20 protein-coding genes and 1 tRNA gene are annotated in these 25,080 nt (G+C 45.2%); 6 read left to right on the top strand and 15 right to left on the bottom strand.

Going from position 1 to position 25,080, the window contains the following annotated elements; translation table 11 throughout:
* Window positions 1–843: 843 nt before the first annotated feature.
* The 9 genes from recR to L2717_RS16820 all read right to left on the bottom strand — a co-directional run bounded on the left by recR (window position 844) and on the right by L2717_RS16820 (window position 8,812).
* On the bottom strand, window positions 844–1,443 hold the full coding sequence (gene recR / locus L2717_RS16855; protein ID WP_220772909.1) for a recombination mediator RecR: 600 nt from the start codon (window positions 1,441–1,443) through the stop codon (window positions 844–846).
* A gap of 12 nt (window positions 1,444–1,455) precedes the next feature.
* The gene (locus L2717_RS16850; RefSeq protein WP_006082082.1) at window positions 1,456–1,785 is read right to left on the bottom strand and encodes a YbaB/EbfC family nucleoid-associated protein; all 330 of its coding nucleotides are present in this window, start codon (window positions 1,783–1,785) and stop codon (window positions 1,456–1,458) included.
* A 223-nt stretch (window positions 1,786–2,008) separates the two neighbouring features.
* On the bottom strand, window positions 2,009–5,071 hold the full coding sequence (dnaX, locus tag L2717_RS16845) for a DNA polymerase III subunit gamma/tau (RefSeq protein ID WP_220772908.1): 3,063 nt from the start codon (window positions 5,069–5,071) through the stop codon (window positions 2,009–2,011).
* A 118-nt stretch (window positions 5,072–5,189) separates the two neighbouring features.
* Complete coding sequence (apt, locus tag L2717_RS16840) at window positions 5,190–5,741, bottom strand: adenine phosphoribosyltransferase (protein ID WP_115407058.1); 552 nt, start codon at window positions 5,739–5,741, stop codon at window positions 5,190–5,192.
* Window positions 5,742–6,001: 260 nt separating this feature from the next.
* Window positions 6,002–6,367, bottom strand: coding sequence for a YbaN family protein (locus L2717_RS16835; protein WP_220772907.1), 366 nt, complete (start codon window positions 6,365–6,367; stop codon window positions 6,002–6,004).
* A gap of 77 nt (window positions 6,368–6,444) precedes the next feature.
* Complete coding sequence (locus tag L2717_RS18170) at window positions 6,445–6,567, bottom strand: hypothetical protein (RefSeq protein WP_107882555.1); 123 nt, start codon at window positions 6,565–6,567, stop codon at window positions 6,445–6,447.
* A gap of 154 nt (window positions 6,568–6,721) precedes the next feature.
* Complete coding sequence (locus L2717_RS16830; protein ID WP_220772906.1) at window positions 6,722–7,468, bottom strand: HvfC family RiPP maturation protein; 747 nt, start codon at window positions 7,466–7,468, stop codon at window positions 6,722–6,724.
* Window positions 7,468–8,337: an HvfB family MNIO-type RiPP peptide maturase gene (locus tag L2717_RS16825; RefSeq protein WP_220772905.1), complete on the bottom strand. Its 870-nt coding sequence runs from the start codon at window positions 8,335–8,337 to the stop codon at window positions 7,468–7,470. The genes L2717_RS16830 and L2717_RS16825 overlap by 1 nt, the downstream gene beginning before the upstream one ends.
* 109 nt (window positions 8,338–8,446) lie before the next feature.
* Entirely contained in the window at window positions 8,447–8,812 is a 366-nt protein-coding gene (locus tag L2717_RS16820) for an HvfA family oxazolone/thioamide-modified RiPP metallophore (RefSeq protein WP_220772904.1), read from the bottom strand.
* Between the two features lie 269 nt (window positions 8,813–9,081).
* On the opposite strand from L2717_RS16820, the gene L2717_RS16815 reads away from it, so the two are divergent.
* Window positions 9,082–10,029: a tRNA-dihydrouridine synthase gene (locus L2717_RS16815; RefSeq protein WP_220772903.1), complete on the top strand. Its 948-nt coding sequence runs from the start codon at window positions 9,082–9,084 to the stop codon at window positions 10,027–10,029.
* Window positions 10,030–10,242: 213 nt separating this feature from the next.
* Window positions 10,243–10,602, top strand: coding sequence for a TraR/DksA C4-type zinc finger protein (locus tag L2717_RS16810; RefSeq protein ID WP_220772902.1), 360 nt, complete (start codon window positions 10,243–10,245; stop codon window positions 10,600–10,602).
* A gap of 289 nt (window positions 10,603–10,891) precedes the next feature.
* Here the strand turns inward: L2717_RS16810 and bioD are convergent, their stop codons facing one another.
* From bioD to bioB, 4 genes are all read right to left on the bottom strand, one after another.
* A complete protein-coding gene (gene bioD, locus L2717_RS16805) occupies window positions 10,892–11,623 on the bottom strand; it encodes a dethiobiotin synthase (protein WP_220772901.1) in 732 nt (243 codons plus the stop codon).
* A 195-nt stretch (window positions 11,624–11,818) separates the two neighbouring features.
* Window positions 11,819–12,676, bottom strand: a complete 858-nt coding sequence (locus tag L2717_RS16800; protein WP_220772900.1) for a methyltransferase domain-containing protein — start codon at window positions 12,674–12,676, stop codon at window positions 11,819–11,821.
* A 61-nt stretch (window positions 12,677–12,737) separates the two neighbouring features.
* Complete coding sequence (locus L2717_RS16795; RefSeq protein WP_220772899.1) at window positions 12,738–13,970, bottom strand: aminotransferase class I/II-fold pyridoxal phosphate-dependent enzyme; 1,233 nt, start codon at window positions 13,968–13,970, stop codon at window positions 12,738–12,740.
* 133 nt (window positions 13,971–14,103) lie between these two features.
* Window positions 14,104–15,156, bottom strand: a complete 1,053-nt coding sequence (gene bioB / locus L2717_RS16790) for a biotin synthase BioB (RefSeq protein WP_220772898.1) — start codon at window positions 15,154–15,156, stop codon at window positions 14,104–14,106.
* A 122-nt stretch (window positions 15,157–15,278) separates the two neighbouring features.
* On the opposite strand from bioB, the gene bioA reads away from it, so the two are divergent.
* Window positions 15,279–16,619, top strand: coding sequence for an adenosylmethionine--8-amino-7-oxononanoate transaminase (gene bioA / locus L2717_RS16785; protein ID WP_220772897.1), 1,341 nt, complete (start codon window positions 15,279–15,281; stop codon window positions 16,617–16,619).
* A gap of 72 nt (window positions 16,620–16,691) precedes the next feature.
* Here bioA and L2717_RS16780 read toward each other — a convergent pair whose 3' ends face one another.
* Entirely contained in the window at window positions 16,692–20,132 is a 3,441-nt protein-coding gene (locus tag L2717_RS16780; protein WP_220772896.1) for a hybrid sensor histidine kinase/response regulator, read from the bottom strand.
* A 175-nt stretch (window positions 20,133–20,307) separates the two neighbouring features.
* Between L2717_RS16780 and acs the strand changes: the two genes are divergently transcribed.
* The 3 genes from acs (at window position 20,308) to L2717_RS16765 (ending at window position 24,555) form a co-directional block, all read left to right on the top strand.
* The gene (acs, locus tag L2717_RS16775; protein ID WP_220772895.1) at window positions 20,308–22,260 is read left to right on the top strand and encodes an acetate--CoA ligase; all 1,953 of its coding nucleotides are present in this window, start codon (window positions 20,308–20,310) and stop codon (window positions 22,258–22,260) included.
* Window positions 22,261–22,479: 219 nt separating this feature from the next.
* Entirely contained in the window at window positions 22,480–24,234 is a 1,755-nt protein-coding gene (gene radD, locus L2717_RS16770) for a DNA repair helicase RadD (RefSeq protein ID WP_220772894.1), read from the top strand.
* A gap of 60 nt (window positions 24,235–24,294) precedes the next feature.
* Window positions 24,295–24,555 (top strand): GrxA family glutaredoxin, encoded by a 261-nt coding sequence (locus L2717_RS16765; RefSeq protein ID WP_220772893.1) that lies wholly within the window; start codon window positions 24,295–24,297, stop codon window positions 24,553–24,555.
* Between the two features lie 448 nt (window positions 24,556–25,003).
* Here the strand turns inward: L2717_RS16765 and L2717_RS16760 are convergent.
* Window positions 25,004–25,079, bottom strand: a tRNA-Lys gene (locus L2717_RS16760).
* Window position 25,080: the final 1 nt, after the last annotated feature.

The following is a 25,080-nucleotide window of genomic DNA, read 5'->3' as shown; positions in this document are numbered from 1 at the left end:
GGTCGTCGGTTCAAATCCGGCTCCCGCAACCAATTCTCTTTATAGAAGAGTCAATCAACCAGCATAAGCTGGTTTTTTTGTACCTAAAATCTGCAGAAAATACAGACTAGCGCAATATGTTAGCTCATCGGGCTCAACGCTTTATAAACAACTGGCGAAGGTCGTCGGTTCAAATCCGGCTCCCGCAACCAATTCTCTTTATAGAAGAGTCAATCAACCAGCATAAGCTGGTTTTTTTGTACCTAAAATCCGCAAGGAATGCAGATTAGAGCAATATGCTAGCTCATCGAGCTCAGCTCTTCATAAACAACAAGCGAAGGTCGTCGGTTCAAATCCGGCCCCCGCAACCAATCTCTTTATAGAAGAGTCAATCAACCAGCATAAGCTGTTTTTTTTGCACCTAAAATCCGCAGGGAATACAGACTAGAGCAATATGCTAGATCATCGGGCTCAACGCTTTATTATTTAACTCCGTAAGACCGCGATTAGCAATATACATAACGCTTCAATACAAGCCCCATTGCACTCACCTTCCACCAGCTAATATCTGCAAACAGAGCAGTCGCCTATTGAAGTAGAGGTGTTTTTGGGATATCAAATTGACTATGAAACCAATTTTAGGCAACAGCATTAAATTAAATTGAGATCCAAACCTTTCGAGCAATATCGCTACGTTTATGTTGAAACATCAGGCAAATAAAAACCCGCTCAAGATCAGCTCTTGGCGGGCTTAGACGATCAGCATTATCACTACCACTGAATTAAATAATTCAATCTACATGTTGAATTAGCCGCTTTAATAATTTTATATGAATAATATCAATCTATTACATTATTATAAAATCAGAGAGGTAGTCGTCCATTAAATGACAGTGCTAACGTAGTGCTATCCACATATTCAAGCTCCCCCCCCACAGGGACGCCGTGAGCAATGCGACTAATTATAACCTTGTGGCGTCTAGCCATATCAGCAATAAAATGCGCTGTTGCCTCACCTTCTACTGTCGGATTCGTCGCCAAAATCAGTTCAGCCACATCACCCGAGGCCAAATGGCGCTCCAGCAAGGCTAGACCTAACTCTTCTGGCCCTACACCATCGAGGGGTGATAAATGACCTAAAAGCACAAAGTAGCGACCGGTGAAATGTCCACCCGCCTCAATAGCTAACACGTCGGCCGGTGTTTCTACCACACAAATAGTGGCGGATATTCCGCGTTTATGGCTAGCACAAATTGGACAGAGGGTTTCTTCAGTGTAGGTTCGGCAAGACTGACAATGGCCAACGTCACTCATTGCGCAGGACAGCGCACTGGCTAATTTAAGCCCTGCTTTTCGGTCACGCTCGAGCAATTGAAACGCCATACGTTGCGCCGATTTAGGCCCAACCCCAGGTAAACAACGCAGCGACTGAATTAACTCATCTAACAGTGGACTAAATTTCATCGGCTATCTCAATTAAAATGGCATTTTCATGCCTGGTGGTAATTGCATACCGCCAGTGACTTCGGCCATTTTAGTTTTTTGGTTTTCTTCGATTCGACGGGCAGCATCATTGCAAGCCGCTGCAATCAAATCTTCCAGCATTTCTTTATCGTCTTCCATTAGGCTTGGGTCGATTTCGACTTTACGTACAGTGTGCGCGCCAGTCATGGTGACTTTAACCAAGCCTGCACCTGATTCACCCACCATTTCCATACGAGCGATTTCTTCCTGCACTTTGGCCATTTTTTCTTGCATCATCTGGGCCTGTTTCATCAGATTGCCCATACCGCCTTTTCCAAACATAATCTTTTCTCTTCTATTAGGGTTAGTCGCAAGCATTAACGCGGCTAATCTTACTTAAATAAATGGGATTGGCAATCAATGCCGTTACCTTGTTAATAAACTTATGATCTCGGTGCTGAGTTTCTCTGCACTATGACTACAAATAGACACATTAAGCTCAAATTTAAACCACAGCACTACAAATTAACGACGAAAACGTTACCCTAGAGCTCGTCAACAATAGTTAACTTAACTCAGGTAACGCTTGTATTTGCTGACTGCGCAAATTCAACAACTCTGGCGGATACACCAAAGTATCGGCATCGAGTTCGGCGCCCATACGTTGGATTAACCATTGCACATTGTCATCATGAAGCAGTGATTGATGTGCCTGTTGCAGCAACTCTTGATGGAAACGCTTACGTAACTCTAAGGGCGTTTCCCGCTGCGCATCGATTCCTATGACCACTTGTACCCGTCTTGGGTTCCCGAGCACAGCACTTAATGCCTGCTCAAGCTGCACGATGGCGCCATCGGCAGCAAGATGCTTCTGATTCGGTTTGAGCAATAGTAGCAAAGGATCGCTCTGTGTTTGGCAAACTGAATTGACAGCAAGTTGCCGCACTCTACCGCCGATATCTAGGCTCGCCATTAGCTTATACCAATGTAAATCTAATGGATGGCCACTTATAGGCGAGGTGGTATTGAGCACGACTTCCCTCTTCTGCTGTTCCATTGCATTGGACGCTTGAGTAAGTACAGCCGTGTTAGTCGGCGTTACCGCAGGGACTGGAGCTTGCGATTCACCTTGATGCTTTACTTGAGTTTGAAGTATTGCTGACTTCGGATTTATTCCCAACGGCTGCCCTACACTGCCCACTGGCACATTATTTAATGCATCATTGATTGAGTGGGTAGTGTCTAAAGACGCTTGAACATGATGAGCCTGAATAGCGCTCATATCTGCACTGTTCATATCAGTACTATTCGTATCAGCATTGTCTACATGAGTGCTATCAACTTGAGTCGTTGTGAGGTTATCATTTGCTGGCGCAGCTTCCCAAGGTGGACGGTCATAGGATGCGGCAGCTTTGACAGCTTCTGCAGCGACTAATCCAGATGAGCTTGCCATCGAAGGTGCCGCTTGGTGAACAGCGATAGGCTCAAGACCTAAGTCAAAATCATCATCAAAATCAAGGGAGTGAGCAAGGTCCACACCGGCATTTAAACCAAGTGCTAAATCAGGTGTTAAAGCAGTTTCCAAATCAATTGCCGGAGTAACAGATAACGTTGTACTCGCACGACTAGCCCCAAGCTTAGGCAAAGTCATCGTCGTCTTACTGTTTGGTGCCTTTAGTTTTGAGTCCAGTGGCGACTTTTTTTCATCACCGTCCTTAGCGCTTAGGGCATCAAGATCTGATAACAGTGAATCCCGCGCCGCTAATACTGCCGAGAGAATATCATCAGCTAAAGGTACGCTGGCTGGTAGTTCTGCCAAAGTAGATTCTTGAGCTACTGCTGCTAACTGATGGTCAACTGAACCTTGCACGCCCACTGCGCTTTGAATATTAGCCGTGTTTTGAATACTATCTGCGTGTTGCACCTCATCATGCTCAGCTTGAGGCTCAAAGCTGTGATTAAAATCATCGTCATTATAAGAGCCGGATGAGAATCCAGCATAAGCATCTTGATAAGAATCGAGCGGCGCCGATTCTTGAGCATAATCCACTATTAGTGAAGATGAATGCTCAATGCCATTATCCTCAATAGCAGTGGCAGGCATTATGAGTGGAACAAAAGAATCATGGATTGCTGCAGAAGCGCTTAGCACTGACGATAATGTGTGAGACTCTGCCTTAATATTGGCGCTGTCAGCATTAAATCCCTGACTCTGGGCCTGACTTAAAATAACCGCCTGCTCGGCGATTAATGCCGCATCCGCGTCAAACTCTGCTGATTCAAGCTCGTCATTGGCATCATCGATTACCATCTCCTGAGCACTTTCTACCGCATCAACGCCCTTAGGTGTTACAGCAAGGGGACTTTCAGCTGAAGGGGTTTCAAGCGAAGTTTCAGACTGATGGCTCGCTGCGGCTTGCTCAATTAACGCTGTTTTTTTTTCAGCCGTTGGTTGATCTTGCGCTACCGCTTGCGGCGTAATTGATGTCTGTCCTTCGGGTAACATAACCTCTGCAACAACATCAGGCTGCCAACGTTTAACTGGCTTTTCTGGTACAAAAGCAACCGCACGCAATAGCGCCATCTCAAGCCCTGATTTAGGATCAGGTGCATGGGGCAAATCTTTACGACCCGTTAATAAAATTTGATAATAAAGCTGTACTTGCTCTGGCGTCAGCTGCTCAGCAAAAGCACTAATTTGCGTACTGTACAAGGATTGCTGCGCGCAAGCAGGGGCAAACTGAGTCAAGGTAATTTGATGTAATAGCTCAAGTAAACTACGCAATACTTCTTGGGCATCGGCGCCGTACGCAAGCACTTGGGCACAGGTATGCATTAACGCGCCAATATCTGCATCGGTTAAAGCTTTAAGTAAGGCAACCACATGTTGTTCATCAATACTGCCCAGCATTGTTTGCACTTGAGTGAGCATTACATTACCGCCACCAAAGGCGATAGTTTGATCAGTCAGGCTCAGGGCATCACGCATACTGCCATTGGCGGCTTTAGCGAGTAAAGTTAATGCTTCAAACTCAAAGGGAAACTGCTCTTGGGTCAAGATATGGTTGAGCTGAGTAGCAATCTCGGTTTGAGTCAGGCTTTTTAAATTAAATTGCAAACAACGAGATAACACAGTTACGGGCAGTTTTTGCGGATCGGTGGTCGCCAAAAGAAATTTAACGTGTTCAGGAGGTTCTTCTAAGGTTTTAAGCAGTGCATTAAAGCTGCTGCGTGACAGCATGTGCACTTCATCAATAAGATAAACCTTAAAACGACCACGAGTCGGACGATACTGCACATTGTCTAGCAGCTCACGGGTATCATCGACCTTAGTGCGAGACGCTGCATCGACTTCGATCAAATCAACAAAACGGCCTTGGGCGATTTCCACGCAGCTGCCGCAAACGCCACAGGGAGTAGCTGTCACGCCTTGTTCGCAATTTAAGCCTTTGGCAAAGAGTCGCGCTAAGCTGGTTTTACCGACCCCACGCGTTCCCGTAAACAGGTAAGCATGATGTAAGCGCTGCTGGCTTAATGCATTGGTCAAAGCTTGTAAAACATGGCTTTGGCCAACCATTTGATCAAATGTGGCAGGGCGCCATTTTCTGGCTAACACCTGATATGACATGGGACTCCCCAGAGTATGTGATACAAAAGCGGGAGCATGCGCCCCAAGAACGTTGAAAGATAACATGTCATGATTTTACATGCCATCAAACTATCCTAAGGCGCCTTTAGCTGCAGATTTATTCGCCTTCAAACTCGCAAAGTTTAACCAACTCAAGTCCTAATGCAGTTAAACGGGCTTCACCACCTAAATCAGGTAACGAGATCACAAAAGCGGCATGTTTTACTTCGCCGCCCAATTGGCGAATGAGTTTGACCGTTGCCTCAATAGTACCGCCAGTCGCGAGCAAATCGTCAACCACCAGCACTTTATCATTGGCATTAATCGCATCTGTATGAATTTCTAGGCAATCATGACCATATTCCAACTCATAGCTTTGGCTAATAGTTGCGCGTGGTAGTTTGCCAGGCTTACGCACAGGCACAAAACCCACTGCCAGTTCTAACGCTAGCGGCGCACCAAATAAGAAACCACGGGCTTCTGTGCCAACAATTTTGGTAAAACCTTGGCCGCGATAATGTTCAGCCAGTAAGTCGATGGTCGCTTTATAGGCTGCAGGGTTTTCGAGCAAACTGGTGACATCACGAAATAAAATCCCTTCCTTAGGATAATTAGGAATTGTTTTGATGCTTTGTTTTATCAAGGATAAGGTTTCTGTATTCATAGCCATCATATTTACTTAATAAGTTACTTAATTAATTCACCAACCCTGAGGTTGCGGTATAAAACAAAACGTCCACACTAGGTGGACGTTTTGTCGAAAGTCGGACAAAGTTTATGCCGCTTTAGTTTTAGTTGCAACAATCAAGACGCACTAGTTATAGGTGGATTAACAATTTGTGATCTTAGATCAAACTCCTATGGGCATTATAACTTAGCCTGTCCCTAAAAATATTGTTTAACAAAACTCGACCGAGGCGCTCAATCTCATCATTCTATTTCAGGAATGGTTTTAAGATACCAGAGTAAAATCAATGCCATGACAAATAGTAAGCTTTTCACCCATAAAATGGGGACTATGATAATACTAAAACTAAAGCTGAGGATACTCACTAACATCGCTTTACGTTTTAGGCTTTTACGCATTGCTCCTTGTTGCTGCCATTGAGTTAACGTATCGGCAAACCAAGGATGTGTCATCAACCAAAAGTGCAAACGTTCACTGGAGCGAGCAAAACAAAAAGCAGCAAGCAGGATAAAAGGCACTGTGGGTAGCAAAGGCAGCACAATGCCGAGCAAGCCAAGCACTAATGCAATTAATCCTAACAGTAAAAATAACCCGCGTTTTATAACCATAATATAAAAAATGCCATTAAAAAATAAAGCCACTCAAAGAGTGGCTAATACTATACAAATTTAGCATTAATGCTGGCTTAAACTAAACCAAAATGCTTTAACCACATCAAACTCGCAGGTAGCGTGGGTAGCAACAATACTAAAATAAAACCAGCAAAGTGCATAAAGTTAAATGGGTCTTTAAATGGCTCGCTACTCATTACAGCTCCTCGAGTATGGGTATAAAAGTATAAACGTCGCAGGAATGATACGGTGATTAAGATCACAGAACTGTGGATATTGTAGCGGTTTGTCAAATTAATGAAAACCCTTAAATAGTAGGGTTATTACATTTTCTCGCTAGCGGATCTAATTTTATGATCGACGGCCTAGCACAATGCCCTTACTCACTAATTGCTCGAGTAATTGTATACAACCTTGCTCAATCATCTGAGGTTCGATTTGAGGGTAAATATTGGTTAACCAATTGATTATCTGTATCAGTGTCACATTGCTTTGTGAGGTTAACAATGCCATTACCTGTGCACTTAAAGGGGCTAACTGTAAAAAACAAACTTCTGCGTCAGCATCTTGATAGAGACAAAAAAATACTGGAGTATCCAGACGCCGCTGTGGGCAATAATCCTGACGAATATGTTGTACTTCAAAATGATACTGCGCCACCCTCGCCGTCTGCGACAGGTATAACGTCTGCAACGAAAGTTGCTCAAGGCTCAGTAGATACTCATCATCACGGCTTTGCGCCACTGCAACCACTAACTCAAGCCATTCGTAGTGAGCTAATTCCAACATAAAAAGCGGATCACTATCCGTAGGCTGATATTGTAGTTGTAAGAAATTTAAAAACTCCCCCGCTATATCAATAAAAATCGGCGATTTGCAATCATGCTGACTAAAAAATCTCTGCGCTAATGCCTGCCAATCCTCATCCGAGTACAAACTTTTCAACACAGGGAAACCGTTGGATACAAAGCCCATGACATTATTAAAAAATAACTCACGGTAAACCTGCATGTGGCGTACATCGGTATCGATGGGCAATGGCAAAGAAGGATCGCGGATATAATCGATAAAGGATTGCTGCACTTGCTTAAAATCCATTAGGCAATCCTCTTTACTGCATGACGACTATTCTGGACATTAGGGCTGAGCGCCACAGTTTGATAAGCGCGTATTTGCTCTATCTCTACCATGAGTTCTGCGGTTGTCGGTAAATTAAAATCACGCTCAAGCAACGTCGGCTTTACTCCATGCAAGGCATAGCAGCGTTGCAGTAATGTCCATACCGGATCGTTAATAGCTGCGCCGTGGGTATCGATAAGTAAATCTTCTGCTTGTTTATAGTGCCCAGCGATATGCAAATACGCGATGCGCCCCGTTGGCATAGCCTTTAAAAAAGCATCTGCATCATATTGATGATTAACCGAATTTACATAGATGTTATTAACATCTAATAGCAGTTTGCAATCGGCTTCTTGCAGCACAGCATTGACAAATTCAAGCTCACTCATTTGTGCGCCAGGAGCAGCGTAAAAAGACACATTCTCTAAAATGAGTGGCCGCTCAAGTATGTCTTCCACTTGCTTGATACGCGCCGCTACGTGTTTCACCGCAGCGTCAGTAAAAGGAATAGGCATAAGATCGTATAAATGACCTTGGCCTGAGCAATAACTTAAATGTTCGGAATAGACTTGGATTTGGTGTAAGTCCATAAACGTTTTGATGTTTTTTATAAACGTCACATCTAGGGGCTCAGGGCTACCGATAGATAAACTCAAACCGTGGCAATAAAAAGTATGTTGCTCGGTCAGCGCTCTAAATTGACGGCCAAACTTACCACCTAAGGTCATCCAATTTTCGGGGGCGACTTCAAAAAAATCAATTGCGTCTGGAACCTGTGCACAAAACTCACTAAGCATTTCTCGCCTTAACCCCAGCCCGATCTGCGCCGCATCTTTCTGCTTATTCATAACACTTCACCAACGCGAATATTTTCAACTGAGATAAAAAACAGGCCAGCATAGGCTGACCTGAACACACTCCATAAGCCCGATAATAAAGGGATAATACCTGCAGGCGTTATTGCACTTCTTTTTTAACGGCCTCGACTTTAGCATCAACTTTCTCGGCAGTTTTTTTCATGTCGGCGCCGCATTTGGCTTCACCACATTTGCCTTCTTTCGCTTTTTCAGTAGCGGCTTTCTTCATGTCGGCACCGCATTTTGCTTCGCCACATTTGCCTTCTTTCGCTTTTTCAGCTGCGGCTTTCTTCATATCGGCGCCACATTTCGCTTCACCACACTTACCTTCTGAACCGACGATTTGATAACCTGTGTCCATTGCTTCAAAACCAAATGGGTTTGTTTGTGCATTGACAGCAAATGCAGAACTCATCACCACAGAACCTAACGCGACTGCCACTGCTGTTTTTTTAACTGAATTCATAACGTAATCCCTTCTTGTTTATTGAGTAATGTTAACCAACAACAGAGTAAATCGCTGGCTCACAACAAAAGACCTGTCTTGTTTCAATTCTGTTGCAAAAAATATCACTAAATCACAGAAATGGCCAAAATATTCTGTTAGGGCGATTATTTTGGCGTAAAGATTATCGTTTAGTCCGCCTATTTATCCCCATTAACTAGGCCACTTTGTAACTTAGGGCTGATAAGGTAGAATGCACGCCCTTTGCAAATAGATATGGATTTACTGCAGTGCGCGTGATTTTGGCTCCTATGGAAGGCGTAGTAGACGCTTTGATGCGTGACATCTTATCGACCATCAATCCCTACGATTTACTCGTCACTGAATTTGTGCGTGTGGTAGACCAACTGTTACCAGATAAAGTTTTTTTAAAGCTGTGTCCTGAGTTACTCAATAACGGTAATACCCCTTCAGGTACGCCAGTGCGAGTGCAGTTACTCGGCCAAGAACCCCAATGCATGGGCGAAAATGCTCTACGCGCGATTGAGCTCGGCTCACACGGTGTCGATGCCAACTTTGGCTGTCCGGCAAAAATCGTTAACCGCAGTAAAGGTGGCGCCGTATTACTGCAATATCCAGAAAGTGTGCACGATATTGTTAAAGCTATGCGTCAAGCTGTCCCAAAAGAACACGCTGTGACCGCAAAAATTCGCTTAGGTTATGAAGATAAGTCACTGTTTATGGAAAATGCCATAGCCGTGTATGAAGCAGGGGCAACTGAACTTGCCATCCATGCGCGCAGCAAAGTCGACGGTTACAAGCCGCCAGCCTACTGGGAATACATTACAGAAGTACGCAAGCGTTTGCCTATTCCAGTAATTGCTAACGGTGAAATTTGGAACCGCGACGATGCAAAGCGTTGCATCGAAGTCACAGGCTGCGACAGTATCATGATCGGCCGCGGGGCGATTTCATTACCCAATTTAGCCGATACCATCAAAACAGGCGCAACTCCTTATACGTGGGAGCAAACCTTAGCGTTAATGCTCAGCTACACCCAAAGGGAGTTAAATGGTCGTAAAAGCGACTATTATCCTGCTCGAATCAAACAGTGGTTTACCTATCTTAATCGTCAATATCCCGCGGCCGATATTTTATTTAGAGAGCTGCGAGTCTTTAAAACGACAGAAGAAATCGTTGCAGTATTAGAGACCGCACAGCGCAATTTAAACGACTAACCATCAAGGTTTAGCATCAAACCTCAATAGGCCACTCTGTGTGTATCTGCGATGAAAGGAACTTTTTTATCGCAGATGTGACGCGACAAGGATGAGCGATTTTAAAAACGCGAAAAAATGAAAATGTGGCAGATACTTGATCTTCATCATAGTTGTTGATAGTGGAACAATTAGACTGAACGCCTAGAGTTAAATGAATATAGGCTATTTTACGTGAGCATTACCCATATCAGACATGAATTGTCAGAGCTTGAAGCTAATCTAAGGATAGAAATCGGCGCGATCCCTTCGTTCCTCGAAGCCATAGGAAAGCATTATGCTAGCCTGAGCTTAACTGAGCTTATCGATAAATTGGCTCAAACCCCATTGGCAGAACACCCGCTATTTAGTCAATTAAATAAACTCGACGCCGCTTTTTGTCAGCTCGATTTAGGTCTTTATGGTCTTTGCTCCGATTGCGAGGCTGAAATCGAAACCGTGCGGTTAACTCAAGACCCCACCGAGCAGCGCTGTAACGCATGTGCTGATCATTATCAACATGAGCATCGCCACGAGCTACGGCTCAATCATTGATAACACTCCCGCCTATTTAACCTAAACTTGTGATAATACATTGAACTAACAGCTATCTACGTGTTTAGTTTTCAGCTAATAAAAAGCCCAGCGCACAGCAGGTACTATGCGCAAGCGAATAGAAGCATTTTGTAATATCTATAATTTTTAAGCGGTTTAATCCTAAATAGCAGAACTGGATTAACCGATGAAACTAACAAACAGTAACTGAACACTCAATGCATGAACATCCAATGCAAAATCGCCATCGCCATCGTAACTGTGGCTCATAAAACCGCTATCAAGTTAATTAATGAGCATTATCATGCAAAAGAGAAACATCGAGATGATCAGCGGCATTTTCTGCACTCGGTTCAGTTAGAAAAGGAATGCAGCCAAGAAAAGGCGCTGACATCATCCCTTTAAGGCTAACTAGATTTTCGTCAAACATACTCATTTCAGGATCGACACGATTTGCCACCCAGCCTGCAATGGTAAGACCATCAGCCAGTATCGCTTCTTGGGTCAGTAAGGCGTGATTTAAACAACCGAGTTTCATGCCCACCACAAGTATGACCGGCAGCTCAAGTTTCTGCACCACTTCCGACAAATACCTGCCCTCACCTAAGGGCAAACGCCAGCCACCCGCGCCTTCAATCAAGCAAAAATCTGCTTGGGAAAATGCCGTAAAATCTAAGCTATCGATAATCGCCTCTGGCGTTAAACGCATGCCCACTTGAGCCGCGGCAATATGCGGCGCGATCGCGGGTTCAAAACTAAAAGGGTTAACGAGCGGATACGCAAGTTTTAATGTTGATGAGGTCATCAACTGCAGAGCATCGGCATTTCGCAAGCCTTCAGAGGTTTGTGCACAGCCCGAAGCAATAGGCTTAATGCCGAGGGTCAGCATAGTGTTAGCAGCGAGAATGCCCACGGCAGAATCTGCGCTAGCAATATGGCCTAAACGATTCACTGCGGTTAATAATGCTGATGAGACTAAGGTTTTACCACTGTCAGTATCTGTACCTGTTACAAAAAACATATGAGATCCTTATGTTCGTCGATCGCTGTTGGCTGATTTTGCTCAGTTGACGACGTTATATGTCCATCATCATAGGCCTAAATCGCTATCAACTAAATGCTTTATAAAACGGTGATTTATAAACACTCGCATTAAAGGAAAATAGTGTGACTCATGTACGAGTATTATGCTTTCAAACGCTATTTCGACATATTTTTAAGTATTAAGTCGCGCGCGGATCTGTACTATTTGATAGGTTAACGGTAGACCTTCGGGTAAACGTAGCGCCTCGGCTTTGGCCTGTATTCGTTGCCAATCTTCACGGCCACGCAGCCGTGGAGTTCGGTCTGCAACCGCAGTAGATGCACGGGCTGATTGCACCGAAGCGCCGACCCCTTTAATGGAATAGAGTAGCGCTTTTAATGTATCAAAATACACTGTCATCGGGATGAGCTGCACATCTAAGTGCTGCCATATATCGAGTTTAAATGCTGTTTTGAGCGCTTCCAGCGTAGAAAAGTTATTCATCCTTAAGCCTAATTGGGCTAATTGATGAAGGCTCCCTTCAGCCACCAGCGTCACATGGCACTCGCCGCCAGGCCTTAGTACCCGCGCCATTTCAGCCACTGCAACAGGAAAATCCGCACACCACTGCAAAGCCAGATTCGAATAAATAACATCCATACTGTTATTGCTAAAGGGTAAACACTGCGCATCTGCGCATACCCCATGATAATCGGGATAGGACTGCTTTAACTTATGTAACATGCCAAGGGCAATATCCACGGCAAATATAGCGCTAGACGGCTTATCCGTAAGGCTGTTGGGATAACATGCTGAAAAATCAGTCCCCGGACCCGCACCTATATCTAACAAATTACCTTTGACTAATAATCCGCTGAGCAAACTGGCGGCGCTCAAACGCTGTAACTTATTATGATCTTGATAACTATTGGCCGCGGCGGAGAATCGTTGTGCAATCTTAGCCTCAGTTGTATGAGGCTTGATTACAACAGACTCTTTATTGCAGGGCACACTCACATTCAGCTCGCTAGTTTTTATTAGGCTTGGCATTTTGGTTCACACTCATAACACAATTCAAATTCAAAAAACTAACCCAATCTATTAAGCGCATTTATCTGTACTCATCCTTTGCACGGCGCTCACTCACACGAGGGATATTTACGCGACTGAGTACTTGGGCTAATTGCGCAGCACAAGCAGCGATATCTTCAGCGCTGTGCGCCGCGGTTAAGGTAATACGTAAACGTGCCGAGCCCACAGGTACTGTTGGTGGGCGAATCGCCCCAACCCAAATGCCTGCGGCCTTTAACTCCTCGGCCACTTGCAGGGTTTGCTGCGCATCACCAATGATTAATGGCTGGATTGCAGTATCTGAGTTTAAAAGAGGCACATTGGCATCAAGGCATAAGCGCTTAAACAGCGCAATATTTGCAAGCAGTTTTTGCTGTAATTCAGGATGCGCCGTGCTGTACTGAACAGCAGCTAACGCCAGTGCAGCATTGGCAGGCGATAATGCCGTCGAATAAATATATTCACGGGCATTACTGACCAAAAAGTCGATCAGCGCCTGACTCCCCAAAACCGCTGCGCCTTGGCAACCTAGTGCCTTACCAAAGGTCACCACTTGCACATCGATAAGCTTGGCGGCTTTATCTGTTGCATCACTATTTTTATAACCATCGAGCACCGCAAAACCATGGGCATCATCAACAATCAACCAAGTATGGTGTTGACGACAAAGCGTCGATAAGTCACTAATCGGTGCACAATCGCCGTCCATACTAAACACGCTTTCAGTGATTAATGCCGATGCTTGATTTCGAACTAAAAGTCGCTCAGCGCTCTCTAGGGAATTATGTAAAAAACGTTTCAGCTGCGCGCCACTGTCGTGCAAACCATCAATAATTGAGGCGTGAACGAGCTTATCGGCAATCACGATATCTTGCTGATCAAACAAGGTTTTCATCAGCGCGGTGTTAGCACTAAAACCTGAGCAAAATAGTAACGCAGCTTCATGCCCAGTTAGGGCACAAAGTTCATATTCAAGTGCGAAATGCGCCTCACTGTAACCTATCACTAATGGCGAGGCGCCGCTGCCTACGCCGTAGGCCTGCGCGCCAAGGTACAAGGCGTCAGCAAGCTCTGGCACGCGGGATAAACCTAAATAATCATTGCTGCTGAAATTAATATAAGCGCGCCCTTCAAACACAAAGCGTGGGCTCGAAGTGGATGCGTTAGTATCAAGACTGCGCTCAATACTCAGCACTTTTCGTTGCCGCAGTAATCCTTGCTCACGTAAGGCCTGCTGACGGGCGGTGATTTTAGTTTCGAGCAGTGAACTCATTTATTTGCTCTTAAGAAAGATAGTCTCAAATAGAGTTGCCTCAAACGTTATCGCATAGATGAGCATAACGGCATAAGATTAACAGCCACAACCGTTATAAGGTTGTGGCCTCAGATCTAAATATTGACCAATATTATAACGCAGCCGCATCATAAAATGCTGCCGATGACTTATCTTGATATGCTGCCGCTTTAGCCAATACTGCCGTTTCTTCTTCCAGTTTTGCCGCAGGCCCCTGTTCTGGACGTAGGCCCAAACGACGGAATAGCCCCATATCATCACTTTCTTCTGGATTAGCCGTGGTTAGCAATTTACAACCGTAAAAAATCGAGTTGGCGCCAGCAAAGAAACACATGGCTTGCAGCTCATCACTCATATTTTCACGCCCCGCCGATAAACGCACGCGCGAAAGTGGCATTAAGATACGCGCTACAGCGATAGTTCGCACAAATTCTAATGGATCGAGATCGTCCAGTTTCTCAAACGGCGTGCCCGCCACTTTGACCAGCATATTGATCGGCACTGAATCAGGATGCTGCGGTAAATTAGCTAGTTGTTGCAATAAGCCCGCACGATCCGTGGCCTTTTCACCCATACCAACAATCCCACCAGAGCACACTTTCATGCCAGATGCGCGCACATTTGTCAGTGTATCCAACCGATTTTGATAGGTACGTGTGGTGATCACATCGCCGTAATATTCAGGCGAAGTATCTAAATTGTGATTGTAATAATCTAAGCCAGCACCAGCGAGATCATTAGCCTGGTCTTCTGACAGCATGCCGAGCGTCATACAGGTTTCCATACCTAAGGCTTTGACTTCTTGTACCATTTGCTTAAGATACGGCATATCTTTTTCTTTCGGGTTACGCCAAGCCGCGCCCATACAGAAACGAGAAGCACCCGCGGCTTTAGCGCTGCGCGCCTCGGTCAGCACAGTTTCCATTGCCAGCAAACGCTCTTTTTCTAGACCTGTGTCATAGCGGGCGCTCTGCGGGCAGTATTTGCAATCCTCAGGGCAAGCACCGGTTTTAATCGATAACAAGCGGCTAATTTGCACTTCATTAGGATCGTACACGTCACGGTGAATGCTGTGGGCTTTAAATAACAAATCATTCATCGGCAGCGCAAATAAGGCTTCGATTTCTTCCCGCTTCCAATCATGACGAACTTGCAACTGCGACATTGAATACCCTTTTTATTCTGTCTTTTATCTTGGCTAGGATAACCTCAGCCCTTAAACTGTCAACGCCAACCAGTAAAGTCGGTTTACTAGTGGCTATTTTACAATCAACCCAGTGAGCATTTATGCGCAATTTACTCGATTTTGATTTTGATAGCGCCCATATTTGGCATCCTTACACCTCAATGACCCGTTCTCTTCCTGTATATGGCGTACATAGCGCAAAGGGCTGCGAGCTTGAACTCGTCGATGGCCGCAAACTCATCGATGGCACTAGTTCATGGTGGGCCTGTGTGCACGGCTATGCACACCCTGAAATATTAACCGCGATGGAAAAACAGCTGCATCAGCTAAGTCATGTGATGTTTGGCGGCATTACCCATGAGCCTGCCATCGAATTATGTAAAAAACTTATCGCAATGACCTGTGAGCCACTGACTAAAGTTTTTTTATGCGACTCTGGCTCTATTGCAGTCGAAGTGGCGATTAAAATGGCGTTGCAATATTGGCAGGGGCAAAATGCACATGAAGGTTTACGCCCGTTAAAGCAACGTATTCTTACGGTTAAGAAGGGTTACCACGGCGATACCTTTGCCGCCATGAGCGTGTGCGATCCCGAAGGCGGCATGCACACTATGTTTGGCGATGCTGTCACTAAGCAATCTTTTGTGCCCGCACCGCAAACCGCCTTTGGCGAAACGTTGCAAGCCGATGATTTAACGGCGATGCGCAGTATCTTAAGCGCTCATAACAACGACATTGCTGCAGTAATCATAGAGCCGATAATGCAAGGCGCGGGCGGTATGCGTTTTTATAGCGCGGATTATTTAATCGGCCTTCGCGCCCTGTGCGATGAATTTAATGTGTTGTTAATCTTAGATGAAATTGCCACTGGTTTTGGCCGCACGGGTAAGCTGTTTGCCTATGAACACGCTAATATCACCCCTGATATTTTATGTTTAGGTAAAGCCTTGACTGGGGGTTACATCAGCCTAGCTGCTACTTTATGTACCGACAACGTCGCCCAAGGCATAAGCCAATCCCCAGCGGGTGTGTTTATGCATGGTCCGACATTTATGGGAAATCCGCTGGCCTGCGCTGCTGCGTGCGCGAGCTTAGATTTAATTAATCGCAATCAATGGCAAGCGCAAGTGGCGGCTATCGAGCAGCAAATGCGCCTAGAACTTAAGGATGCGATTGATTTACCCAGCGTTAAAGACGTGCGAGTACTCGGTGCGGTCGGCGTGTTAGAGATGTATGAGCCCGTCAATACCGCAGAGTTACAGCAACAATTTGTTGATTTAGGCGTGTGGGTTCGCCCCTTTGCTAACCTTATTTACATTATGCCGCCCTACGTGATTAGCTCAGCGCAGCTAAGCCAACTCACCGGTGCGATGAAACTTATCGCAGCAGGCATTAGCGCATCATCAACACATTCAGCGCCACAACTTATCAGCCACGGTTAGTGGTGGCTGATACCTTTATTTAACTGAACTCATTTAACTAGACGCATTTTTAATGGGTTCATTTTACTAAGCTTATTTCACTAGGCTAGAAATCAACGCCCGCAGCGCCGCAGGTTTTATCATTTTTGCCATATAGTGATAACCGCGGCGTTGCACATCTTCCACCAGCTCTTTGCCGGTATTTGCAGTAATCAAAATACCGGGTAAATCTTTGCCATAAAGTGCGCGGATACCGTCCATCGCATCAACGCCATTTTGGCCATCATCTAAGTGGTAATCTGCGAGCACAATATCGGGCGCAACGCCCTTAAGCCCTAACTTAATGCGTGCATCGGATAAATCTTTGGCACAAATAACCTCACATTGCCAACGACTTAATAAGCTTTCTAAGCCAGCTAAAATCGCTTCTTCGTTATCGATACACAATACCTTGATGCCCGATAACGGCTGTAATAATGATGGCAAAGCCTTCACTTGTGGTTGGCTCACGGTTTCTCCAAGTGGCACACAAATAGAAAACACTGAACCCCGTCCTAATTGTGACGAGACTTGAATACTGTGTTCGAGAACTTTGCTAATGCGGTCGGCGATCGCCAGACCTAAACCTAATCCGCTAATATTGTTGCTTTTAGGGTTATTTAATCTTTTAAACTCCTTAAAAATTTCTTGCGTTTCTTTTTCATCGATACCGCAGCCCGTGTCTAACACTTGAATTTCAAGATAATCACCACGATGACGACAACCAAATAACACTCTCCCCCCCCGAGCATAACGGTACGCATTAGTTAAAAAGTTTTGCAGAATACGGCGCAATAAAGAGGGATCTGAATTGACGGTTGCGCTGCATGGGATCATTTTAAAACGGATTTGACTATCTGCTGCCATTGCCTCAAATTCAATGGATAAGCCATTGATAAGCTCAGAAATAGCAAAGTCACGACGATTAACATCCACCATACCCGAATCAAGTTTAGAAATATCGAGCAAGTCAGTGAGTAATTCACCCGCGATTTTTAATGAGCTATCTACGTGGGATAACGTAGTACGAGCCTCTCGATCTAAATGAGGATATTGGGATAACGAAGCAGTAAACAGCCGCGCAGCATTAAGCGGCTGCATTAAATCATGCCCAACGGCGGCCAAAAAGCGACTCTTAGAGGCATTCGCAATTTCTTCCTGCGCTTTAGCTTCTAATAACTCACTGTTTAACATAGCTAATTCGTAGGTTCGTTCTTTAACCCGACTCTCTAAGGTCTCATTAGCCTCGAGCAAGGCTCTTTCCTGCTTTCGATATTGGGTAATGTCGGTAAAGGTCATCACAAAGCCACCCGATGGCATAGGATTCCCCTGAATTTTAATCACTTTTCCATCTTTGCGATAACGCTCAGAGGTATGCCCCGTGCCATTACGCATATGCTGCACTCGTTGTTCGACTTGTTGCTCAATTTCCCCTTCACCACAATAACCTCGCGCGGCATTAAAACGGATCACCTCGCTAATCGGCATGCCCTGCTGCAAAAAACCTTCAGGATATTGATACAGCTCGACATATTTGTAATTCCACGCCACTAGATTAAGCTCGTTATCAATAACACTCATACCTTCATAGGCGTGCTCAATGGCGCCGCGTAGCATATCTTGGCTAAGCATAATTTTTGATGATGCCTCATCCACCAAACTAAACACTTCATCGAGTGCTAAATCGCGCCCTTGTAGCACTGAGTCCATCACCAACGCCGCACTTGAAGCGCCAAGCACCCCTGCTAACAAACGCTCGGTATGAAAAATGAGCTCAGATGGCGCCGCTTTATGCCAGCTATCACTTTTTACCGCATCAATTGAAAAACGGCTAAAGCTTTCATAGGCGCGGGTTGGGCTGACAAAACGACTGGCTAAAATCAATAAATCCTGCTGCGAAATAGGTCCATTTTTCTTATTGGCACTGCTTTTTAACTTACCAGGGCTCACAAAGGCACTGGCCTGAATACGTTCCGCGACGCCTGCCCTAAACCAAATAGAGCCTAAAATATAACAGCCGATATTGGCTGAAAGTGCCGTTAATGCATCACGCACATTGGGCGTAATGGCATCCAATAGGCCAATTTCATTTACCACACCAGACACTAAGGCTGCTGAACTTTGCACATCCGTCATGCCCTGCAGCATGATATAAAACCACAAGCTAAAACCGACACCTAGCCCTAAAAATACTCCAGCACGGTTGCCGTGTTTCCAGTAAAGCCCGCCGACTAAAGCGGGCGCTAGTTGGGCAAAAGCACCAAAGGACAACATGCCTAAATGCGATAATGAATCACTGTCTGCTAATGCCAGATAACTGCCATAGCCCAAACTCAAAATAATCACGATGGCAAAGCGGCGAGCATTTAATAACAACTGCGAAAACTGGCTAAAGTTTTTCTCGCGGATATGACCCGTACGTAACATCACTGGCACTAACCATTCGTTACTCACCATCACACTGATGGTGACGACCGCAACAATCACCATACCCGTGGCGGCTGAAAGCGTACCCAGCAGTGCAATTACCGCCAATAAAGGCTGATCCAAAGCCAGCGGCAGATTGATCACATAGGTATCGGCGGACACTGAATCCCCGAGGATAATTTTTCCTGCTAGGGCAAGCGGTCCAACAAATAGGCCAAATAATGCTAAATATAATGGAAATAACCAGCGGCCTTTAGATAACACTGACTCATCGGCACATTCCACCACCATCACGTGGAACTGTCTTGGCATACATAAAAAAGCCGCCATTCCGACTAATAACTCAGGCATTAAAGCTTCGATGCGCGGATTGGGGTTGTGGATCAAGGATTGAGCACTCGCTTGTTGCCAGATGTCACCAAAACCATCAAAAAAACCAAAACTGATGACAATACCGACTAACAAAAATGCCGCCAGTTTAACCAGAGATTCAAAGGCAATCGCGAACATCATCCCCGGATTATGCTCAGTGGCATCGAGTTTGCGGGTACCAAATAAAATGGCAAATATGGCTAATAGTGCAGTAATAAGTAATGGAATGGTTACGCCATCAAGCGGGTCGTCCACGGGCTGAAAGAGATTAAGACTAAATACCATGGCCTTTAGCTGCAGGGCGATATACGGCATGATGCCAAACAAGGCGATGAGCGTAACGAGAGCGGCTAAGGTTTGCGACTTACCGTAACGGGCGGCAATAAAGTCGGCAACTGAGGTGATATTTTGTGCCTTTGACACTAATACGATTTTACGCAACATGCCAAAACCTAAGGTAAATATCAGAATAGGCCCGACAAAAATGGGTAAAAAAGACCAAAAATCATTTGCTGACTGGCCTACCGTGCCCAAAAAACTCCACGAAGAGCAGTAAACCGCTAAGCTCAGCCCATAGATAGCGACCTGTAGCTTTTTGGTGACTTGGCTAAACCATCGCTCCGCTCCCCACGCCAATAGGAATAAAAGCGAAACATAACAGACGGCAATAACAGCAACGACTAAGGTTAAATTCATACTCTGCTCTTTTTTTCTGATTATTGTGCGATAAAACCTGTCTAAAATCTAGCCTGATTTGTTATGCAACAGTATAAATGTAAAGGAGAATTTAAAAATAGACCAAGGTCTAATGGAGTTGCCGCCTCCTTACATACCATACTCAGTGCACGCAATTTTTCAAAAGGGAAGCCCTATGAGCTCGCAGTCTCTCTACAAAGTCTCCGGCGATATCGCAGCCAATGCACTTGTAAACAACGATAAATATAAAACAATGTATCAAGAGTCGATTGTTAATCCAGAGGGGTTCTGGAGAGAGCACGGCAAGCGTATCGATTGGATTAAGCCCTATACTAAGATTAAAAAAACCTCTTTCGATGATCATAATCTGTCGATCAACTGGTTTTACGATGGCACCCTCAATGCGTCAGCTAACTGTTTAGATCGTCACTTAGCTGAGCATAGTGATCGCGTAGCGATTATTTGGGAAGGCGATAATGCCAGAGAGCAACGCAAAATCACCTATGGCGAATTACATGCTGATGTCTGTAAATTTGCGAATGCACTGCGTAGCCAAGGTGTATGCCGCGGTGACATAGTGACTATTTACATGCCCATGGTGCCAGAAGCTGCAGTCGCCATGCTCGCCTGTGCCCGCATTGGCGCTGTCCACTCTGTGGTATTTGGTGGTTTTTCACCCGATTCAATTGCCACCCGCGTGATTGACGGTAAATCCAAAGTGATTATCACCTCCGATGAAGGCATGCGTGGTGGCCGAGCCATCCCATTAAAACGCAACGTCGATGATGCGTTAAAAAATCCTGATGTGACCACGATTGAAAAAGTCATTGTACTTAAACGTACTGGTGGCAAGGTTGACTGGCAAGAAGGCCGTGATATTTGGTGGCATGCACTGATGGAAACCGCATCTGAGCACTGTCAACCCGAAGAAATGGACGCGGAAGCGCCATTATTCTTACTGTATACCTCAGGTTCAACCGGTAATCCCAAAGGCGTATTACACACCACTGGCGGCTACATGGTTTATGCGTCAATGACCCATGAATATGTGTTTGACTATAAAGCCGGTGAAGTGTATTGGTGTACCGCCGATGTGGGTTGGATCACCGGTCACTCCTACATGGTCTACGGTCCACTCGCTAATGGCGCGACAGTGCTTATTCATGAGGGTGTGCCTAATCATCCTAGCCCTGCCCGTTTAGGTGAAATGATTGACCGCCATAAGGTCAATATCCTTTATACCGCGCCAACCTTAATCCGTGCATTGATGGCAGAAGGCAAACAACACTTCGATAAGTTCGATGGCAGCAGCTTGAGAATTATGGGGTCGGTCGGTGAGCCAATAAATCCAGAAGCGTGGCGTTGGTACCATGAGGTGATTGGACATGAACATTGTCCTATCGTCGATACTTGGTGGCAAACTGAAACGGGTGGCATTTTAATTGCTCCACTGCCAGGCGCTACTGACACTAAACCAGGCTCAGCCACTCGCCCTTTCTTTGGCGTGCAACCTGCCTTAGTCGATAATATGGGTAATATTTTAAACGGTGAGAACGAAGGTAACTTAGTATTACTCGACTCTTGGCCTGGCCAAATGCGTACGATTTACGGCGATCATGAACGCTTTGTACTGACCTACTTTAAAACCTTCCGTGGTATGTACTTTACTGGCGACGGTGCCCGTCGCGATGAAGATGGTTATTACTGGATCACGGGCCGCGTTGACGACGTGATCAACGTATCGGGTCATCGATTAGGTACCGCTGAAGTTGAAAGTGCGCTGGTATCACATGAGCTTGTCGCAGAGGCCGCAGTAGTGGGTTATCCGCATGATATTAAAGGCCAAGGCATTTATGCCTATGTCACCTTAACTCGTGGCACTGAAGAAACCGAAGAGCTACGCCAAGAACTGCGCCAATGGGTACGTAAAGAAATTGGTGCGCTAGCAACCCCAGATTTAATCCAATGGGCAACAGGCTTACCTAAAACTCGTTCGGGTAAAATCATGCGTCGTTTCCTGCGTAAAATTGCCGCTAACGAAGTGACTAATTTAGGTGATGCGTCAACCTTGGCCGATCCCGCCGTGATCGAGACCTTGATTGAATCACGCTTGAATCGTACTGAGTAATCCCTGAGTTAAAAATAACGTCCACAATGCTTAGTCTATACCCAATAGACTAAGCGTTACCTGAAACTCCCTTTTTAAACCTCAGGTAAAAGTGAACCCTGTTGAGAGAGTGCGTGATTGCTCCTTTCTCTAGTTTGCCCCTCCAACCAGGGGCATTTTTTTTGGCCGCTATGTTAAGCTTGTCACCTTATTTTTATTCAATATAGATTTTTTATCAGCGTGTCAATCAAACTCAGAGACTACCAACAGCAAGCGGTTGATGCGGCTATCGCCCATTTTAGGCAAAGCCAGGCTTCGGCCGTACTCGTATTGCCCACAGGCGCAGGCAAAAGCATCGTGATCGCTGAATTAGCGCGCATTGCAAAGGGCCGAGTCTTAGTGCTCACCCATGTGAAAGAGTTAGTCGCGCAAAATGCACAAAAAGTCGGCTTACTCACGGCCGAAGCCAGTATTTATGCTGCAGGACTTAATCAAAAACAAACCGACGGTAAAACCGTCGTGGCAAGTATCCAATCAGCGGCGCGGGCACTAACTCAATTTGATCAACCTTTTTCACTCGTTATTATTGATGAATGCCACAGAGTCAGTCTGGCTAAAACCAGCCAATATCAGCAAGTGCTCACCCATTTACGTGCTAAAAACCCTCAGCTGAGATTACTTGGGCTCACAGCTACACCGTATCGCCTTGGTACGGGCTGGATATATCAGCAACACTACCATGGTAAAATGGGCTCACCCGAACATGCAGTGTTCGAACATTGTATTTTTGAACTACCAATAAGACCGCTTATCAAGCAAGGTTACCTCACAGCACCACGACTATTTGATGGCTTAAGTGCCCAATATGATTTCAGCCAACTCAAACCAAACGACAATGGCGAATACGTCGAATCTGAAGTTAACGATTTGCTGGGGCATTACGGCCGCGCAACCACAGCGATAGTGAAACAGCTCATTGAGCTCAGCCAGCATAGAAAAGGTATCATCATCTTTGCGGCAACGGTGCGCCACGCTAATGAAATTTTTGACCTATTAAACCAAACTCATGGGACGCAGAGCGCCATTATTACGGCACAAACGCATGACGATGAACGTGACGAAACGATTGAACGCTTTAAAGACCAAGAGCTCAAGTTTTTAGTCAACGTGGCTGTATTAACTACAGGCTTCGACGCGCCCCATGTTGATTTGATTGCCATCTTGCGGCCTACCGCTTCAGTGAGCCTTTTTCAACAAATGATCGGCCGTGGTTTACGGATCGCCGAAGGTAAAAAAGATTGTCTTGTTATTGACTATGCCGCCAACGGCTATGATTTGTATTTCCCTGAAGTCGGCCAAGCTAAACCCAACAGTAAGTCGGTTCCCGTGCAAGTTCATTGCCCCGCATGTGATTTTGCCAATATTTTTTGGGGACTAACGGACGATGATGGCGACATCATTGAACACTTTGGTCGCCGCTGCCAAGGCATAGTAGAACCGCAAGGTAAAAAACAACAATGCGATTTTCGATTTAGATCGAAATCATGCCCAGATTGCGGTGAAGAAAATGACATTGCGGCGCGTATTTGCCAACACTGCCAATCAACGCTCATCGATCCCGATAAACGCCTGCGCCAAGTACTCAGCCAGCAACATCATCATTTATTTCGGTGCCAGCATATGACGCTTATTGACGATGGCGGCAACCTAAAAGTGCAGTATCTTGATATCGACGGTAATGAATTTAATCAACGCTTTAAATTACAAACTCCAGCCCAGTGGCGTGCACTATATGCGCTATTTATTTTCCCCCATAGCCGTACACCGGGGTTAAAACCGAAAAAATACACTAAGGTGGTAGATTTAATCAGTGATACGGATAAATTCCGTATGCCTAATCTCTTGCTGCTGAAGAAGCATAAAAAAGGTTGGGATCTGCTCGAAAGCTATTTTGATTATCAAGGCCGTTATCAAACTGAAAATAAATACCGCTGACATTACCAATTCACCTAGCCCTATGGTATAAAACGACTAAAGTAATCCTAAGGAGTTATTATGTTTGTTGTCATTTTTGGCCGTCCAGGCTGTCCTTATTGCGTTCGTGCAGTGCAATTATCTGAGCAACTCGTTGAAAAGCGTGATGACTTCAAGTTCAGATATATTGATATTCACGCGGAAGGTATTTCTAAAGCAGATCTCGAGAAGACTGTAGGCAAGCCTGTTGAGACAGTCCCGCAGATTTTCATCGATGAGAAACACATCGGTGGCTGTACTGATTTTGAACAATACGTTCGTGAGCACAAGTTGTTAGATTAAGCCCTACGTATATTTTCGGCTTAAAAAAAAGGAGACCCTAGGTCTCCTTTTTTTATCACACTATACAGAGTATTAAAATGTCACGCGCAGGAATAGAGTCACGGCAAAGGACTTACTCTACGGATGTTACATAGTTTTTATTTTGGTACGTAACCGAGCATAACATCAGTTATTTTTGATTGATGATGGCAGAGAGTAAAACTCAAAAAATATCGATGTGACGGATATGAATCAACATACATAAAAGACAATTGATTAGAGTACTTTAGCGGGTAGTAATGTGGTAACACTGCAGGATAATAATTTGGCAGAGTAATAAGTGGTTTACTAGGAAGGATTAGAACTATTCGATTGATTGGCTAAAAGCCAGCTGCCCTAGCCTTATAAATAAGCGACTAAGCTAACGACACTCTTGGATATTGCTCTGATGTAGGCACTTTCAGTAAAGTGGTGGGTCGTGAAGGATTCGAACCTTCGACCAATTGGTTAAAAGCCAACTGCTCTACCGACTGAGCTAACGACCCA

Source organism: Shewanella glacialipiscicola (genome assembly GCF_023283485.1).
In the GTDB taxonomy this organism is placed as follows: domain Bacteria; phylum Pseudomonadota; class Gammaproteobacteria; order Enterobacterales; family Shewanellaceae; genus Shewanella; species Shewanella glacialipiscicola.
This window is presented reverse-complemented; position numbering and strand designations above follow the sequence as displayed.